Origin of the sequence: Streptomyces graminofaciens, assembly GCF_030294945.1 — a bacterium.
Taxonomy (GTDB): Bacteria; Actinomycetota; Actinomycetes; order Streptomycetales; family Streptomycetaceae; genus Streptomyces; species Streptomyces graminofaciens.
This window is the reverse complement of sequence record NZ_AP018448.1, coordinates 4,929,376-4,944,687: the sequence shown is the minus strand read 5'-3', so window position 1 is coordinate 4,944,687 and position 15,312 is coordinate 4,929,376. Positions and strand designations below refer to the sequence as shown.

The 15,312-nt window shown below is 70.7% G+C and carries 14 protein-coding genes and 2 pseudogenes; 11 read left to right on the top strand and 5 right to left on the bottom strand.

The genetic code is table 11. The annotated features are described in order from the left end of the window. Nucleotides 1-62: 62 nt before the first annotated feature. Complete coding sequence (locus SGFS_RS20930) at nt 63-962, bottom strand: lysylphosphatidylglycerol synthase transmembrane domain-containing protein (protein ID WP_350284009.1); 900 nt, start codon at nt 960-962, stop codon at nt 63-65. 623 nt (nt 963-1,585) lie between these two features. On the opposite strand from SGFS_RS20930, the gene SGFS_RS20925 reads away from it, so the two are divergent. Together SGFS_RS20925 and SGFS_RS20920 are read left to right on the top strand one after the other, a co-directional pair. Continuing rightward, nucleotides 1,586-4,471: a SpoIIE family protein phosphatase gene (locus SGFS_RS20925; protein WP_286252383.1), complete on the top strand. Its 2,886-nt coding sequence runs from the start codon at nt 1,586-1,588 to the stop codon at nt 4,469-4,471. A gap of 82 nt (nt 4,472-4,553) precedes the next feature. Continuing rightward, nucleotides 4,554-5,333: a thioesterase II family protein gene (locus SGFS_RS20920; RefSeq protein WP_286252381.1), complete on the top strand. Its 780-nt coding sequence runs from the start codon at nt 4,554-4,556 to the stop codon at nt 5,331-5,333. Between the two features lie 43 nt (nt 5,334-5,376). Here the strand turns inward: SGFS_RS20920 and SGFS_RS20915 are convergent, their stop codons facing one another. Beyond that, nucleotides 5,377-6,279: an NAD(P)-dependent oxidoreductase gene (locus SGFS_RS20915; RefSeq protein WP_286252379.1), complete on the bottom strand. Its 903-nt coding sequence runs from the start codon at nt 6,277-6,279 to the stop codon at nt 5,377-5,379. Between the two features lie 143 nt (nt 6,280-6,422). Between SGFS_RS20915 and SGFS_RS20910 the strand changes: the two genes are divergently transcribed. From SGFS_RS20910 to SGFS_RS20900, 4 genes and pseudogenes are all read left to right on the top strand, one after another. Continuing rightward, nucleotides 6,423-7,457 carry a GlxA family transcriptional regulator gene (locus SGFS_RS20910; protein WP_286252378.1) on the top strand — a complete coding sequence of 345 codons (1,035 nt, stop codon included), beginning with the start codon at nt 6,423-6,425 and terminating at the stop codon, nt 7,455-7,457. Nucleotides 7,458-7,504: 47 nt separating this feature from the next. Next, a pseudogene (locus SGFS_RS20905) lies at nt 7,505-8,545 on the top strand (AMP-binding protein); the annotation flags it as partial. 151 nt (nt 8,546-8,696) lie between these two features. Next, nucleotides 8,697-8,804 (top strand): annotated as a pseudogene (locus SGFS_RS51455) (hypothetical protein); the annotation flags it as partial. 628 nt (nt 8,805-9,432) lie between these two features. Continuing rightward, nucleotides 9,433-10,245 (top strand): acyl-CoA desaturase, encoded by an 813-nt coding sequence (locus SGFS_RS20900; protein ID WP_286252375.1) that lies wholly within the window; start codon nt 9,433-9,435, stop codon nt 10,243-10,245. Nucleotides 10,246-10,373: 128 nt separating this feature from the next. On the opposite strand, the gene SGFS_RS20895 is transcribed toward SGFS_RS20900, so the two are convergent. The 3 genes from SGFS_RS20895 to SGFS_RS20885 form a co-directional block, all read right to left on the bottom strand. Further along, on the bottom strand, nt 10,374-11,471 hold the full coding sequence (locus tag SGFS_RS20895; protein WP_286252373.1) for a hypothetical protein: 1,098 nt from the start codon (nt 11,469-11,471) through the stop codon (nt 10,374-10,376). Between the two features lie 268 nt (nt 11,472-11,739). Next, entirely contained in the window at nt 11,740-12,000 is a 261-nt protein-coding gene (locus SGFS_RS20890; RefSeq protein ID WP_286252371.1) for a S1 domain-containing protein, read from the bottom strand. A 96-nt stretch (nt 12,001-12,096) separates the two neighbouring features. Beyond that, nucleotides 12,097-12,852 carry a GntR family transcriptional regulator gene (locus SGFS_RS20885; RefSeq protein WP_286252368.1) on the bottom strand — a complete coding sequence of 252 codons (756 nt, stop codon included), beginning with the start codon at nt 12,850-12,852 and terminating at the stop codon, nt 12,097-12,099. A gap of 78 nt (nt 12,853-12,930) precedes the next feature. On the opposite strand from SGFS_RS20885, the gene SGFS_RS20880 reads away from it, so the two are divergent. From SGFS_RS20880 to SGFS_RS20860, 5 genes are all read left to right on the top strand, one after another. Further along, the gene (locus tag SGFS_RS20880) at nt 12,931-13,209 is read left to right on the top strand and encodes a hypothetical protein (RefSeq protein WP_286252366.1); all 279 of its coding nucleotides are present in this window, start codon (nt 12,931-12,933) and stop codon (nt 13,207-13,209) included. A gap of 317 nt (nt 13,210-13,526) precedes the next feature. Continuing rightward, on the top strand, nt 13,527-13,715 hold the full coding sequence (locus tag SGFS_RS20875) for a hypothetical protein (protein WP_286252365.1): 189 nt from the start codon (nt 13,527-13,529) through the stop codon (nt 13,713-13,715). Beyond that, entirely contained in the window at nt 13,712-13,936 is a 225-nt protein-coding gene (locus SGFS_RS20870) for a hypothetical protein (RefSeq protein WP_286252363.1), read from the top strand. Before SGFS_RS20875 ends, SGFS_RS20870 begins: the two co-directional genes overlap by 4 nt. After that, nucleotides 13,933-14,676, top strand: a complete 744-nt coding sequence (locus tag SGFS_RS20865) for a GntR family transcriptional regulator (protein WP_286252362.1) — start codon at nt 13,933-13,935, stop codon at nt 14,674-14,676. Before SGFS_RS20870 ends, SGFS_RS20865 begins: the two co-directional genes overlap by 4 nt. Next, nucleotides 14,673-14,975 carry a hypothetical protein gene (locus SGFS_RS20860; protein ID WP_286252360.1) on the top strand — a complete coding sequence of 101 codons (303 nt, stop codon included), beginning with the start codon at nt 14,673-14,675 and terminating at the stop codon, nt 14,973-14,975. Before SGFS_RS20865 ends, SGFS_RS20860 begins: the two co-directional genes overlap by 4 nt. Nucleotides 14,976-15,312: the final 337 nt, after the last annotated feature.

Genomic DNA, 15,312 nt, shown 5'->3' with positions numbered 1-15,312 from the left:
TGGAGGCCTGAGAAGACAGGGGGCGCAGCAGCCCCGTCTTCTCATGCGAGGCGCGGCTCGCGTCACAGAGCCTTCGCGCGCACGAGGGCCGAGAGGACGAGCGTGCCGGGGAGCAGGGGGAGCCAGACGGTCAGCAGGCGGTAGCCGATGACGGTGGTGGTGGCGAGGGTCGCGGGCGCGCCGAAGGCGACGAGGGTGAAGACCACGGCCGCGTCGACCGGGCCGATGCCACCGGGTGCGGGGACGGCCCCGACCACGGTGCTGGCGGCGAGATAGGCGAAGACCATGAGCGGCCAGGACACCGGCAGATCGACGGACGCGCCGACCGCGGCGAGGACGCAGGCCTGCAGTACGGGGAGGGCGGCCGCCCCGCCCCACAGGGCGAGGGCACGGCTGGGGCGCCGGTGGACGAGGCGGAGGTCCGTCAGGGCGGTCTGCGCGAGCCGGATGCAGTGGCGGCGCAGCACTCGTACGGCCGTCAGGGTCACGACCACGGCGACGAGCGCGAGGGCGACTGCCGCGGCGACGACGGCCAGGGTGCGGGTGTCCGGGAGCAGGTCGCCGAGGTGCAGGGTGCCCGGGAGGGCGAGGACGAAGACGGCGATAACGGCGGTTCTCGCCACCGGCTTGACCAGGGAGTACAGGGCGATCGAGGCGGTGGCCCGGGGCAGGGGTATGCCCTGGCGCTGGAGGAAGCGCAGGGTGACGGCGTGGGCGCCGAGGTTGGCCGGGAGGACATGCCCGGCGGCCCCCGCGGCGAACTGCGAGGCGAACAGCAGCCCAGGCGGCAGTCGCTCGGGAACGGTCCCCTGGCGGATGCACGCGGTGGCCGCGGAACACAGAACGGCGAGCACGGCCCCGGCCAGCAGCCAGGACAGCTCGGCCGAGGCGAGCCGGACGGCACTGCCGTACACGACCTCCCAGTCGATCACTGCCCACACCGCGATCAACAGCAGCGGCAACAGACTGACGGCGAGCCGAACCTGCCGCCCGGTGACACGTGGCAGTGGAACGCGGGAGAGGAGATTGACGGGCGCTGGCGGCGGGGGAGGCGGCGCGTCGAGCGGAAGCGGAATCAAGGGCAGGTCGTCCTTCCGTGTCGCGCGGGCCCGGAAAAGGGGGACGGGACCGACGCGGCCAGGGCGAGACAGGAGCGGGGAGGGAGAAGGGGTGCGGGAGAACCGGGAGAGGGGACGAGGGAATACGAGAACGTGGGGAACGAGACGACCGTTCCCCGCCGACATGACCCCCCGGTGTTAGAGAACGTAATTCCCTCCACCGACCAGGCGACATGCCATCACCGAGACACTGGTCACAGATCAACTTCACCAGGCCCCCGGAAAGGGGCGCGGGGACCCGCGCGATCAACCACGACGACCCCGTACCCGCCGACGGACCAGCCCCTCCCGAGCTCTGAAGCGCGGAAGGGGCGGGTTCGGAGAGGCGGCAGCCCCCTGCGGGCCTTCTGTTGTGAGGCGCATCACAACGGGTCTAGTGTGAGAGCGCTTGGAGGGCCGCCCCGGTGGCGAGCCGAGCGGCGGCACGCGACGGGCCCGGCCGACTCCAGCCGAGGGAAGTGATCCCCTTGACTGTCGCCTGGGACGACATCGGCGGTCTGGTCGACGCCCACGAACGCTTCCTCGCCGGCGCACACGTCGGCTCGGACGTCCGCCACCCGGTGCTCGACTCCTGGAAACGCTGCCGCTCGGCCGGACTGGAACCACACCGCCCGCTGGTCTCCTACGCCCCGGACCTCGCCATGGAGGACCCCTTCCTCCGCGCCGCCGACCCGGTACTGACCCGCCTGACCTCGTCCCTCTCCGCCGTCAGCATGGCCATCGTGCTCTGCGACGGCCAGGCCCGCGTGGTGCAGCGGCGCGGCGGCGACCGGCGATTGCTGGCCCGCCTCGACGACGTCAACTTCGCCCCTGGCTTCTGCGCGTCCGAGTACGCCACCGGCACCAACGGCGTCGGCACCGCCCTCGCCGAACGACAGCCCATCTACGTCGTCGGCCGTGAGCACTTCGCCGACTGCCTCTCCCCCTTCGCCTGCGCCGGCGCCCCTGTCCGCAACCCGCTCAGCGGCCGCATCGAGGCGATCCTCGACCTCACCTGCCTCCGCGAGGACGGCGACCCCGCCATGCTGCGGCTGGTCCGCGAGGCCGCCCACGACATCGAGGCCGAGCTGCTGGAGCAGGCCACGGAGAGGGAACGCGCCCTGCTCGCCGCGTATCGCAGGGCCGCCCGGGGTGTCGGCGGCCCCGACGTGTGGCCACGCCAGCCCCCCGAGCACGGGCCGACCGGACGAGCGGTTCCGGTCGGCCCGACCGTCGGACACGGCGGCCGGGCAGCATCCGACGGACGGGCCGGCGAGGCGGCCCTCGGCCGCGTCGACCTGGCGGTACTGCGCGAGAAGGCCGAGGAACTCATCGCCTCACCGCACCGAACCCTCGACGAGGTCGCCCTCTCCGGCGGCCGGATCGCCAACCTGCTCCGGCGCCCGATCATGGGCGCGGCGGGCGAGCGGGGCGTGGTCGTCGAGGCCCGCGTCCTGGGCGGCCCCCACCTGCGCCACGTCGAACTGACCACCCCGGCGGCTCCCCCGGCACTCACACCCCCGCCCCTCGTCGCCGCCCCCACAACGGCACCACCCGCCCCGCTTCACTCCCACCCGCTCACCCCCACCCGGGAGGCGACCCCACCCGCCCCCGGGACAACCGAACCCACCCCCACCCCCACCTCCACCGACTCCTGGCTCCTCCTCGTGGGCGACCCCGGCGTAGGCCGCCTCGCCCTCCTGGCCCGCAGACGCCTGGAGCTGCTGCACGACGCCGGTGTCCGCGTCGGCACCACCCTCGACGTCACCCGCACCGCGGAGGAGCTGGCGGAGGTGACCGTCCCCCGGTTCGCCGACTTCGCCGCCGTGGACCTGCCGGACAGCGTGCTGCAGGGTGACGAACCCGGCCCGCTCGGCGCGGGGAGCCCGCTGCGCCGGGTCGCGATGGGGGCCGTGCACAAGGGGTCCCATCTGTATGAGGTCGGCGACTCCTTCCCGTACGTCCCCTCCACGCCCCAGGCCCGCAGCTGGGAGACCGGCCAGTCGGTGCTCGAACCCGTACTGGCAGAGGCGCGCGGCTGGCTCGCCCAGGACCCGGCCCGTCTCGAACGGGTCCTCGCCGCGGGCATCCACTCCCTGATCACGGTCCCGCTGAAGGCCCGCGGCGTGACCCTCGGCGTCGTCAGCTTCTACCGCGCCGAACGCCCCGCCCCCTTCGAGGACGACGACCTTTCCCTCGCCCAGGAACTGGTCGGCCGCGCGGCGATCTGCATCGACAACGCCCGCCGCTACACCCGCGAGCACAACACCGCCCTCGCCCTCCAGCGCAGCCTGCTGCCGCGCGGCCGTTCCGAGCAGAGCGCGGTCGAGGTCGCCTACCGCTATCTGCCGGCGCAGGCCGGGGTGGGCGGCGACTGGTTCGACGTCATTCCCCTCTCCGGCGCCCGGGTCGCCCTGGTGGTCGGCGACGTCGTCGGCCACGGACTGCACGCCGCCGCCACCATGGGCCGCCTGCGCACCGCCGTGCACAACTTCTGCTCCCTCGACCTGCCCCCGGACGACCTCCTCACCCACCTCGACGACCTGGTCGGCAGGCTCGACCGGGGCGAGGGCTGGGCGGTGGAGAACACCCACCAGGACTCCGGCATCGTCGGCGCGACCTGCCTGTACGCCGTCTACGACCCGGTGTCCCGGACCTGCGTCCTCACCCGCGCGGGGCACCCCCTCCCCGCGGTCGTCGCCCCGGACGGCACGGTGGACTTCGTGGACCTGCCCTCGGGACCGCCGCTGGGGCTGGGCGGCATGCCCTTCGAGACGGTCGAGCTGAAGCTGGCCGAGGGCAGCCAACTCGTCCTCTACACCGACGGGTTGATCGAGGACCGGCACCGCGACATCGACACCGGCCTCGACAAGCTCCGTACCGTCCTCGCCCACGCGGACCGTGCCCCCGAGGACACCTGCGAGATGGTTCTCGACGCCCTGCTCCCGGACCGCCCGAGCGACGACGTGGCCCTGCTGGTCGCCCGTACGCACGCCCTGGGCGCGGAGCGGGTCGCCCAGTGGGAGCTGCCGAGCGACCCGGCGGTCGTCTCCCGGGCCCGCCAAGCCGTCATGGACCAGCTCGCGGCCTGGGGCCTGGACGAGCTGGCCTTCACCACCGAACTCGTCGCCGACGAACTGGTCACCAACGCCATCCGCCACGCCAGCGGCCCCGTCCAGCTCCGCCTGCTCCGCGACCGCGCCCTGATCTGCGAGGTCTTCGACGGCAGCGGCACCTCCCCGCGCCTGCGCCGGGCCAGGACGGAGGACGAGGGCGGCCGCGGCCTCTTCCTGGTCGCCCAGCTCACCGAACGCTGGGGCACCCGCTACACCCCCGACGGCAAGATCATCTGGACCGAACAGCCGCTGCCGTGACATACGTTGTTCTCTGATCGGCAGTCATCGAACTACGTGCGATGGAGGAGCAGTTGAGCGCGAAGTCACGGGACCGGTGCGCGTGAGTCAAGGACAGGACATCTGGTTCCGCCGCTTCCGGGCACTGACACGGCCGCACTCGACCACGGCCGCGGACGCGGCCTACGAGCTGGTCTGCTTCCCGCACGCGGGCGGCTCCGCCGGCTACTGGCGCCCACTCGCCGTCGGACTCGCCCCCGCCGTCGACGTCCTGGCCGTGCAGTACCCGGGGCGGCTCGACCGGTTCCGCGAGGCGCCGGTCGAGGACCTGCACCTGCTGGCCGACCTGATCGTCGAGGCCCTGGGCCCGCCGGGCGACCGGCCCCGGGCACTGCTGGGCCACAGCATGGGCGCCTCGCTCGCGTACGAGGTGGCCGTACGCCTCGCCCGCCTGCCCGGCGGCGAACCCCACCTCCTCGTCCTGTCGGGCCGCCGCGCCCCGTCCTCGGCCAAGCGGCGCACCGAGGACTGGCCGCGCAACGACGCCGAACTGGTGGCACGGGTCCGCGGACTCGGCGGCACGGAGTCCGCGTTCTTCGACGACCCCGAACTGCTGGAGCTGGCCCTGCCCGCACTGCGCGGCGACTATCGGGCCCTCGCCTCGTACGAGGACACCGAGGGCCCCCTCCTGTCGTGCCCCGTGGTGACCCTGACGGGCGACCGGGACTCCGCGGCCCCCGTCGAGGACGTACAGGCCTGGCAGAACCACACCTCGGGCGACTGCCGGTCGCACGTGTTCGCGGGAGGCCACTTCTTCCTCAACGACCACGCGAGCGAAGTGACCGACCTGATCCGTGATCTGCTGCCGACCCGCACGGCCTGACGGCCGCGCCGACGTGGGCGGGCCATCGGTCGGCCCGCCCCCGTCAGCCGGACGTTCCCGCGCGGAACTGCTCGATCAGCGCCGCGTAGCCGCTGCCGGCATGCCCGGCGGTCACCGCCCGGTCGACGAGGACCTTGAGGAACCGGGGCAGTTCGGCGTTGACGCCGAGGGTCTCGCTCTCCTCGACCAGGTGGGCCATCGCCTCCTGATGCACGGTCATGGTGGCGTCACCGGCCGGGTACTCGCCCGCGTCGATCTGCGGCGCGTACGCACTCACGTACTCGGTGACGACGTTGATCATCGTGTTGGCGAGCGGCGCGAACGTGGTGGCCTTCACCTGCGCGGTGCCCAGCAGGGCGGCACCTTGCAGGAAGCCGTTCAGGATGCCCCACATGATGCCCAGCAGCGACAGGTCGTAGAGCGCCGACAGACCGTGGTCGGTGTCCAGATAGGTGGTGCCCGCCCCGCCCAGCGCGCGCAGCGTCGCCTCGTGCTCGGCGAAGTGCTCCTTCGGCCCGCTGTACAGCAGGACGGCGGCGTCCGTGGCGATGTCCGCGGGAACGGCCATGACGGCCCCGTCGAGATAACCGGCGCCCCCCGACCGGGTCACCCACTCGGCGGTCTCCCGGGCCTGCGCCGACGTACCCGTGGTCAGGTTCACCACGACCTTGCCGTCGAGCACACCGCCCAAGGGCTCGAACAACTCGCGCACAACGGCATAGTCCGTGACACAGACGATCACCAGCGGACCGGCGGCGACCGCGTCCCCGACGGAAGGGGCGAGGACAGCACCCCGTTCGACGAGCCGGTCGGCCTTCCCGGCGGTCCGGTTCCACACGGTGGTGGGATGCCCCGCGTCGAGTAAGGCGCCGGCCAAGGCCTGCCCCATGAGCCCCAGCCCGACGACGGTGACCGGCGCGCGGTCGGCGGCATTGACGTACGACATGAGAAACCCCTGTTCATTGGCTCGTTTCTGGCCGCGTGCGCGGCGGTGATCCCCCGTTCACCGAACGATCGCACCGGGGAAAGGGCGGCTGACAGTGGCAGAAATGCCGACCTTCGCAAAATTCCTGCCGTAGCCTCGGGTCCATGAACCCCGGGTCCGTCGCCATCGCCCTGATCAACGACACGAACATGCAGGCATGCGAGATCTACGAGGCGGCCATCGCGTTCGCGGTGTTCGGCGACCCCCTACCGGACCTGGCGGACCCCTGGTACGAGGTGAGGCTGTGCACGCTCTCCGGTGAGTCGTCCGGTGGTCCGGGGGCGCGAGGATTCTCCGTGCGGACCGCACATGGGATGGAGGACCTGGTCACCGCCGACACGGTGATCGTCCCCTCGGTCCCGGACGCCGTCGCCTCGCGGGGCGAGCCGCTCCCACCCGAGTACGTCGACGCCCTGCGCCGGGCGCACGACGCCGGCGCCCGCATGGTGTCCCTGTGCACCGGAGCGTTCGCACTGGCGGAGGCCGGACTCCTCGACGGCCGCAGGGCCACCGCGCACTGGCTGAACACGGCCGACCTGGCCAGGCGTTACCCCAAGGTGGAGGTGGACGACTCGGTCCTCTACGTCGACGAGGGCCAGGTCCTCACCAGCGCCGGCATGACGGCCGGAATGGACCTGTGCCTGCATCTCGTACGCCGCGACCTCGGCGCCCATGTGGCCAACCAAGTGGCCCGACGCCTGGTGGTCTCCGGCCACCGTCCGGGCGGACAAGCCCAGTTCGTGGACCTCTCCGTGCCGGTCACCGACGACGACAGCCTCGGCCCCGTCCTGGACTGGGCCGCCCGCAACCTCGACCAGCCCCTGACGGTCGACGACATGGCGAGAAAGGCGGGCCTGAGCACCCGCACCTTCTTCCGCCGCCTCCAGGCCGCCACCGGGATGACGCCCCTCAAGTGGCTCCTCAACCGCCGCCTCGCACACGCCCAGACCCTGCTGGAGACGACGGACCTCCCCATCGAACGGGTCAGCGAACTCAGCGGCCTGGGCACGGCCTCCAACCTGCGCCGCCACTTCACCCTCCAGGTGGGGGTGACCCCGACCGCCTACCGCCACTCCTTCGGCCCGACCCCGACCCCGACCCCGGCCCCGGCCCTGGCCCGCCGCCCCGGCCTCGGCTGACGAGCCCCCCGATCCCCTGTAGTCAGGCGGAAGTTGAAGAAGTTACAGTGTCGGCCTCACCTGATCGACGACTGTCTTCTGTCGTGGGAGCGCCCGACCCGGCGGCTTCGGAAGGGGGTTCGGTGGAGCAGGAGGCCGCGACACGTCAGCGGGATCGAGCGTCCTCGCAGATCGCGCGGTACCTGTCCCGGCCGGACGCGACACTCACCGGCATCCTCGATGTCCGCGCACGATGCACGCCCCACCACCCGGCGTTCCGCGTCCTGCCCGATGGCACGAGCAACCACATCGAGTCGTGGACCTACGGCGATCTGAAGCGGAACTCCGACGCCGTGGCTGCGCGGTTGAGGTCCGCAGGACACAGTGGCGACCGCGTGGTGCTGGCCGGTCAGCCCGGACTGAGGTTCGTGGCGGGGCTGATGGGCATCCTCCAGGTCGGCGCGACGGCCGTCCCGGCATTTCCTCCGACCAACCGGCGGGCCGTGACCCGACTGCGCTCGATCCTGGCCGACTGCGCGCCGGGGGCGATCCTGGCCGAACCCCGCCATGAGCGACGATTCACCGGGATGGCGGCTGGTGGAGACGTGCTGCCGGGGCTGATCCCACTGGACCTGGACGACGAACTTCCTTCGAAGGCGGCCGACGATCCGGTGCGGCCGACGGACACGGCGCTGATCCAGTACTCCTCCGGCTCGACGGGCGACCCGAAGGGCGTGGAGCTGACGCACGCCAACCTGATGAGCAACTGCCACGCCATCGGCAGACACATCGGCGCGGAGGACGATCGAGTCGGGTTGACCTGGTTACCGCCTTATCACGACATGGGACTCATCGGGACCATCATGCTGGCGCTGCACGGCGGCTGGCCGCTGCTGATGATGACACCGGAGCACTTCGTCCAGCAGCCCGCTCGCTGGCTCCAGGCGATCACCGAACACCGGGTGACCATCACCGTCGCGCCGAACTTCGCCTTCCAGCTCTGCGCCGACACCGTGGACGACGACGATCTGGCCGGCGTGGACCTGTCGTCGCTCCGGCACGTCTTCTGCGGCTCCGAGCCGGTTGTGCTCGACACCTTGGACGCCTTCCGCAAGCGGTACGAACCCCCTGGGCTACCGCGAGCAGACCCTGATCTCGTGTTAGGGACTCGCCGAGGCCACGCTGTTCGTGACGGCCAAGGCGCCCGGGACGGCCGTACGCGTCGAGTAGGCGGACCGGCAGGAACTGTCGCGCGGCCGGGTGGTGGGCGCGGCGGGCGATACAAGCGACTCGGTGCCCCTTGTCGGTTGCGGGGCCGCGGCGGAGGGCCACGAACTGCTGGTCGTCGATCCGGACTCCGGCCGGGAGCTGCCGGACGGCGAGGTCGGAGAGATCTGGGTACGCGGCCCCAACGTCGCCGCCGACTACCACCGCAGACCCGAGCTGACCGCTACGACATTCGGCGAGACGCCCGCCGACCGCGCCGGTCGCCGGTCCGCACACGAATCTGCGGACCGGCGACCTCGGCTATATGCGCGCTGGCGAACTGTTCGTCACCGGCCGGATCAGCGCCCTGCTCGTGGTAGCCGGCCGGAACATCTACCGTTCCTAGGGACGGAGCGGGAGCGAGTCCCGTTCAGCCGCGCGCCCCGAACGGTCTTGGGCGAGCTGGTCCCCGGCGTTCTCGACCCCGGGTGGCGACACGCATCCTGTGCGTGGTCCGGGCCCGGGAGGCCAGTTCCCTCACGACCTGGCCAGTTGGGTACGGCCAGAGGCGACGGGAAGGCCCTGAACCATCCTCCGGTGGAGCAGGGGCCCCGCACGCTGACGCCGTACCCGGCGTCCCAGGTCGCACCACCACGTCAGCCCGATAGCCCGATCAGCCCAGGGCACCGCAAGCCCGCAGGCGGACGATCACACGATCGAGCTAATCCGGTCCTCGTGTGCACTCCTTGCCGACCAGCTACCAACCTCCGGCGGATCCACTCTCGGCTTCGTGGCCGCGATCGTCTTCACCGCCCACCACGGCTGGTCATGGCTGCACTTCACCCTGTTCCTCGGCATGTACCTCGTCACCTCACTGGGAGTCGAGGGCGGGCTGCACCGGTTCTTCTCCCACCGCTCGTTCTCCGCCGGCCCGGTTCTGACCCACCTGTGGGGCGTCGCGGGCAGTATGGCGGCACAGGGGCCGATCATGTTCTGGGTGTCGGTGCACCGCAAGCACCACGCCTTCGCCGACCGGGACGGCGATCCGCACTCGCCGCGCCCGCGGGGCGAGGGACGGCTGGCCGTCCTGCGCGGCCTGTGGCACGGCCACGTCGGGTGGCTGTTCACGGTCCGGCGGGAGGGCTGGGCCAAGCTCGTCCCCGATCTGCTCCGCAATCGCCACGTCGTCACGATCGATCGCCACTACGCCTGGTGGATCGCCCTGGGCCTGGCCCTGCCGGCAGGGTTGGGCTGGGCGGTGACCGGCCGGCCGGTGGACGCGCTCGGCGGACTGCTGTGGGGCGGGTTCGCCCGCATGTTCGTCCTCGACCATGTGACGTGGACGGTCAACTCGCTGGGGCACACGCTGGGCCGCCGCCCCTACGAGACCCGGGACTCCAGCCAGAACCTCGCCGTGCTCGCACCGGTCTCGGTGGGCGGGTCCTGGCACAAGCACCACCACTCGCAGCCGTCGCTGGCGCACAACCGGCACCGCTGGTGGCAGATCGACATCACCGGCGGGGTCATCGGTCTCCTGGACCGGGCGGGACTGGTGTCCGAGGTCCGCTATCCCGCGCGGATGACCGAAGCCCGGGAAGCCTAGGAGAAGGGGGAGCGAACCATGTCGGCTCTCAGTGCCCCGGCGGGCATCGTCCGGCTCGGCCCGAAGAGCCTGCGGATCAAGAGATTCTCCGCGCTGACCACCATTCTGATTCCTGCGGGACTGCCGCCTCACGACCGTGTGGCAGTCCCGCACCCCGCATCGCCGGCCTCCCGCATGCGCGTTTCCATCGATTTGCTCCGGTCGTACGGGTCGACCTCCGCGCCGTCTCCCGGGGACGAAGTCGCGCGCTCTGCGCTGAACTCGGGGGTGAGGTAGCCGGTGAAGGTATCGCAGCCACCGTTGGTGGTGTCCACCTTGTAGGAGACGAGGGAGAACGTACCCGGCTCGATGACGATCTTCGCCGGGTCGTCCCAACTCATCACGACCTCGCGGCGCACGATGGTGCGCGCGACTTCGTCGCTTCCCGCTGCGGCGCGTACGACCGGATATACGTATGTGACATCGGTGGTCACCTCGACCGCACCGCGCTTACCTTCTCGGTACGTGATCCGCCCCCGTGTCTTGACCACATCCCCGACAGGCCGGACCTTCGTCTTCTCGAACCGGCTGAACAGCAGCAGAGGATCGTTCTCGCGGCTGGGCGCACGGAACGCGGTCGTCAGGTAGTCCTGGACATCCTGCTGATGAGGATTGATCAACGCGATCGCCTTCTTCGGGCGCTCCCCGCGCAGCACACCAGGATCCAGACTGGACGCGGCGAGGAAGTCCCGGGTCTCCTCAAGCGCGTGCGCGACCTGACCCTTGCTCATCCAGCCGGTCGCCCGTGCCTCAGGCAGGCCGATCCCAGCCGTCCCGTCACCCCACTGCGCCGCGGGCGAACCTCTGAACGGCTGCTCCACGGTGGGAGGTTGGGCCGCCGCTTCCGCCGGCGGCGGTTGATCCGGACGTTCCGACTCCACGGCGAGCGGAGTGCTCTCGCCACCTCCGCCTCCGAACCATTCAGCCACCCGCCCCGGAGCCAGCGCCACGACCAACACGGCGACAGCGACCAGCAGACCGATGGCGTACCAGCCCTTACCGCCCTGCCGCCGGGCCGGTTGGTGACTCCGCCACGGCTCCGGCCGGCCGGTCCCCTCCCGTAGCCGCCCCGCCACCATGCGGGCCCGCGCCGACGGCTCCTCGGGCGCGTCCTTGGTCCCCGCTTCGGCTTCACGAAGGAAGCGCTCCCACTCCTCGTCCGGTATGGACTCCCCACCCTTGCCCACGACGGCCCCCGTTCCCTTCTCCCGTACCCGGTCCCTCCACGGGGCCGGTCATCTTTTGCGCATCATCACACAGCGCAACTCGGCTCCGTGATCGCCGCCGGCGCATCCCCGGGGGCTCCGCGCCGTTGCGCCGAGCTGAGCACCGCTTTAGGAGTTCGATCACCGTGCGGTGCAGGGTGCTGAAACGGCTTTGAACGGCTCGTCGTCGGTCCGGCCGTGGCCGCTTCGGTGCGGCAGCGTTCGCGGCCGTTGATGTCAGGTGTGGATGTCAGACCGGCCTGGGGATGATGCTCACTGCGCGGTAGTCGTACCCGTCCTGCTTGAAGCCGGGTGCTTCCCAGACGAGATCGACCTGTTGTCCGGGTGACAGCGTGCGAAAGCCGGGCGCCTGAATGTCGGCGAAGTGACCGAAGCATCCTCCGGGAGTCTCGGGCGAGTCGAGCACACCCCACCCCTCCTCGTCCCTCCACTCACGCACAGTCGCAGTCACGGCTGCGGGAACCTTGCGGGTCCCTCTGCGGCGCGGCATCTGTCTCTCCTCCCATCCATCCCACAAGATCACAAAAGGCCTGGCCTATCAGGCTGACACAGTCCTCCGTGGGAGGCACTGCTGAAAACGGCACGCTCACCGGTTGATTGGGATCTCGTAGACGATCTCGCAGTGAGCGGCAGGCACGACGATGTCCGCCGTCTCCACGGGCTGGCCGTCGTCGCTGTAGTACGTCCGCCGGATGTGCGTCACGAGCGCGGCTTTCTGGATGCCGAGTAGTGAAGCCTCCTCGGCGGTCGCCTGCCTCGGCTCCGGCTGCTCCACGGCATGGCTGACGGTGACCCCGATCGCGGCCATGCGGTTCACGACCCCCGTGCCCGCGTGGGGACCGCCTTCGGGGAGGACGACGAGAGAGCCCGCGGTGAGGTCGTACGGCTCCCAACTCGTCGACAGCTGAACCGGCCTGCCGTCCGCCAGGAACTCGTACGTCGTCCGGACGCACAGCTCGCCTTCGGCGATCCCGAGCCGCGCTGCGATCTCCGCCGGAGCCGGCACTTTGGCGTCTGTCCGGCTCTCCCAATCGCCCTGCCTGCCGAGTGCCTTCATGTCCGCCCGGAACGGCGAACCGCTGGGCTGTTCCCGTGCCGACGACCGGACGACCCGCACCCGCTGCCGGGGCTCGGCGACGTACGTGCCCGAACCGGCCCGGCCCTCCAACACGCCCTGGGAGATCAGCAACTCCTGTGCCCGGCGGACCACGTTCTCGCCCACGCCGCACTCCTGGCCGATCTGGGTGCGGGAGGGCAGGCGGTCTCCCGGCTCCCACACGTGCTCCACGATCCGCCGCCGGAGTTCGTCGGCGATGCGGAGATAGGGCGGCTGCTCAGGCATATGGAAAATCTAGTCCACTAGCTCTAATCTAGTTAACTAGCTTTACTCAAAGTGATCGCTGGTGACGGAGGCTGCCCTGTGCCCGCTTCGGGAGTTAGCGCGGCGGCCATCGCCGCCCGGCTGTCCGCCCTCGGGCTGCTCACGCGAGTGGAGGAACACCCCCGGCACACGTCGGTGGAAGCGGAGGTACCGGAAGCGCTCTCCGCCGAGTCATGGCGGGAGGTCCTGGACGTGGTGGCCGAGGCCGACCGTTTCGGTCTCCTCGCCACCAGCCTGAACGGCCGCACCCTCTGGGCGGTCGTACGCAAAGCGGTCCCCACGACGGGCGATGTCGGGGGACCGAGCCATCAGCGATAGGAGCTGAATAGCGTGCTCAACCGTATCCGCCGTGCCGTCTCGCTCACCAGAGCGCGGTACATCCCCAAGGGCAGGCACCGCCGCCCCTTGACCCCCGTTCGGCCGTCGGCCGTTTCCCTTGCGCCTGCAGATGCGTCGACCGTCGTCCTGGGGCGGGCTCCCGCCAGTGCGGACCACGAACACTCGCTCACGGGTGAGGACAACGCGCTCGTCCGCCCATACGTGCTGGCCTGGGAGACGCGCGTGCGGACGCCTGCGGTGGTCGTAGCTCCCCATCCGCCGGCCGCAGTCTGGTCGAGCCTCGCGGGGGTCCGCTGATGCCTCCTCGCCAACAGCCGCACATCACGGACACCTCGGTCGTCCCCTACCGCTCTACCGCCTGCTCGATCGGTACGCACCTCGCCTGCTCGGAGTCCCCTCCGGCCTCGGCGCCGGTCGACCTGCCGCTGATCTACGAGGCGTGCAGCTGCCCGTGCCACTCGGCGCCTGCGGAGGTGCAGCGGTGAGCAACCGGACTCCCGGAGGCGCACTGGTCTCCAACATCGAGGTCACCGCGAACACCGTGCAGCGCGGCGACATCATCCAAGTCGGTGGCCAGGCCTGCCGGGTGAGCAACCTCTTCCAACTCCCGCAAGGCGCCAAGCAGATCCTTTTTGAGTCGGGAGAGCTGCTGACCATACACACGCGGACCCGGCTCGTTGCCGTGCGATTGCTGAGAAGGCGGTGACCGGGTCCGTGCCTTCTCTCCGGCACGCCATCGCCGACGACCTCCGGTCCCAGATCATGACCGGCAGAATCCAGCCCGGCGAACGCCTCCTCTCCGAAGCCGGCCTGGCCGACCGGTACAAGGTCAGCACGGCGACGCTGCGCGGTGCTCTCGCGGTGCTCCAGGGGGAAGGTCTCGTCGAGAAGATCCACGGCAAGGGCAACTTCGTCCGGCGCCCCCTCCGCAAGATCTTTTACGTCGGCGGCTGGGGGACGCTGGACCCGTGGACCGCCGCTGAGCCGGCCCTGAGCGTCACCGTTCGCACCGCCACAGTTCGGGCCCACGGGCATCTGACGACTCTGCTGAAGGTGCCGACGGGTAGCCCCCTCGCCGAGTTCTCCTGCGTCAGCCTCGAAGGGGAGTCACCGCACGGGCTGGCACGCATCTACGTGCCGCGCGACCTGGCACCGGCCGGAGTGCTCGACGATGCGTCCTCGTGCCGAGAGACGGTCACGAGATTCGCGGTCACCGGTCCGCCGCCGGCCGCTGTCCGGGAGACGGTATGCGCTCGCCCACCGACCCCGGACGAAGCGTCCGCGCTCCGGATCGGCTCCACTGGGGCAGTTCTGGCGATCACACGCATCGCGACCGACTCCGCTGGGCGGGTCGTCGAAGCCGCGCTCTTGGTTTTCTCGGGGGATCGCGTCGACGCGGTCTTCACCACCCACCACGTGATCGATGAGAGGCAGACGCAAGGATGACGGCACGAAACGAGCTGCGATTTCTTCCGTGGTCGGGCCCCGAGGGAAAGCCCTGCTACCTGAGCACCGACGACCGGGCCGGCTACATGTCCCGCCTCGCGGACAACATCGAAGCGGCCCAACTCGGTACGGCGGCCGAACTGCTGGAACAGGCCTCCGAGACCCTCACCGACCAGGACACGGACCCGGAGGAGGTGCAACGGTTGGCGCAGGAACTGACCGGAGCTCTGCGGGACGTCCTCCGCGTCGCCAACAGCCGCGGTCACCTCCTGGCGGTGAGCGAACCGCACTGCATCTGAAGAAGCGGTCGCGAAACGGCGCCTTCCAATGACAGCCCTTCCACGTAGGGAGGGGAGCCCGATCACCAACCTGGGCTCCCCTCCCCGTCGCGTGATGCCGGCCTCTGCTGACATGCCGCGCACCGATGCAGAGACGCACCCTTCCGCGACCGTCTAGACCTCAGCCGACGACAGTGAGCCACGACGGCGGGTGCGCCGAACGACCAGGCGCGCGTGTGCCTCGCTGCACCCCCACCGGCCTCAGCCACGCTGCCGGGTGTCGTCCTTCGCCGGATAGGCGCAGTGGCACACGGCTCCGGAGGCCTTTTGGCTCCTACGCACTCCTGCAGGTCATCGC

Coding starts and splice junctions, on each gene's coding strand:
- SGFS_RS20915 (WP_286252379.1), bottom strand. CDS start 6,279: ATGTCGTACGTCAATGCCGCCGACCGCGCGCCGGTCACCGTCGTCGGG.
- SGFS_RS20910 (WP_286252378.1), top strand. CDS start 6,423: ATGAACCCCGGGTCCGTCGCCATCGCCCTGATCAACGACACGAACATG.
- SGFS_RS20890 (WP_286252371.1), bottom strand. CDS start 12,000: ATGCCGCGCCGCAGAGGGACCCGCAAGGTTCCCGCAGCCGTGACTGCG.
- SGFS_RS20885 (WP_286252368.1), bottom strand. CDS start 12,852: ATGCCTGAGCAGCCGCCCTATCTCCGCATCGCCGACGAACTCCGGCGG.
- SGFS_RS20875 (WP_286252365.1), top strand. CDS start 13,527: ATGCCTCCTCGCCAACAGCCGCACATCACGGACACCTCGGTCGTCCCC.
- SGFS_RS20860 (WP_286252360.1), top strand. CDS start 14,673: ATGACGGCACGAAACGAGCTGCGATTTCTTCCGTGGTCGGGCCCCGAG.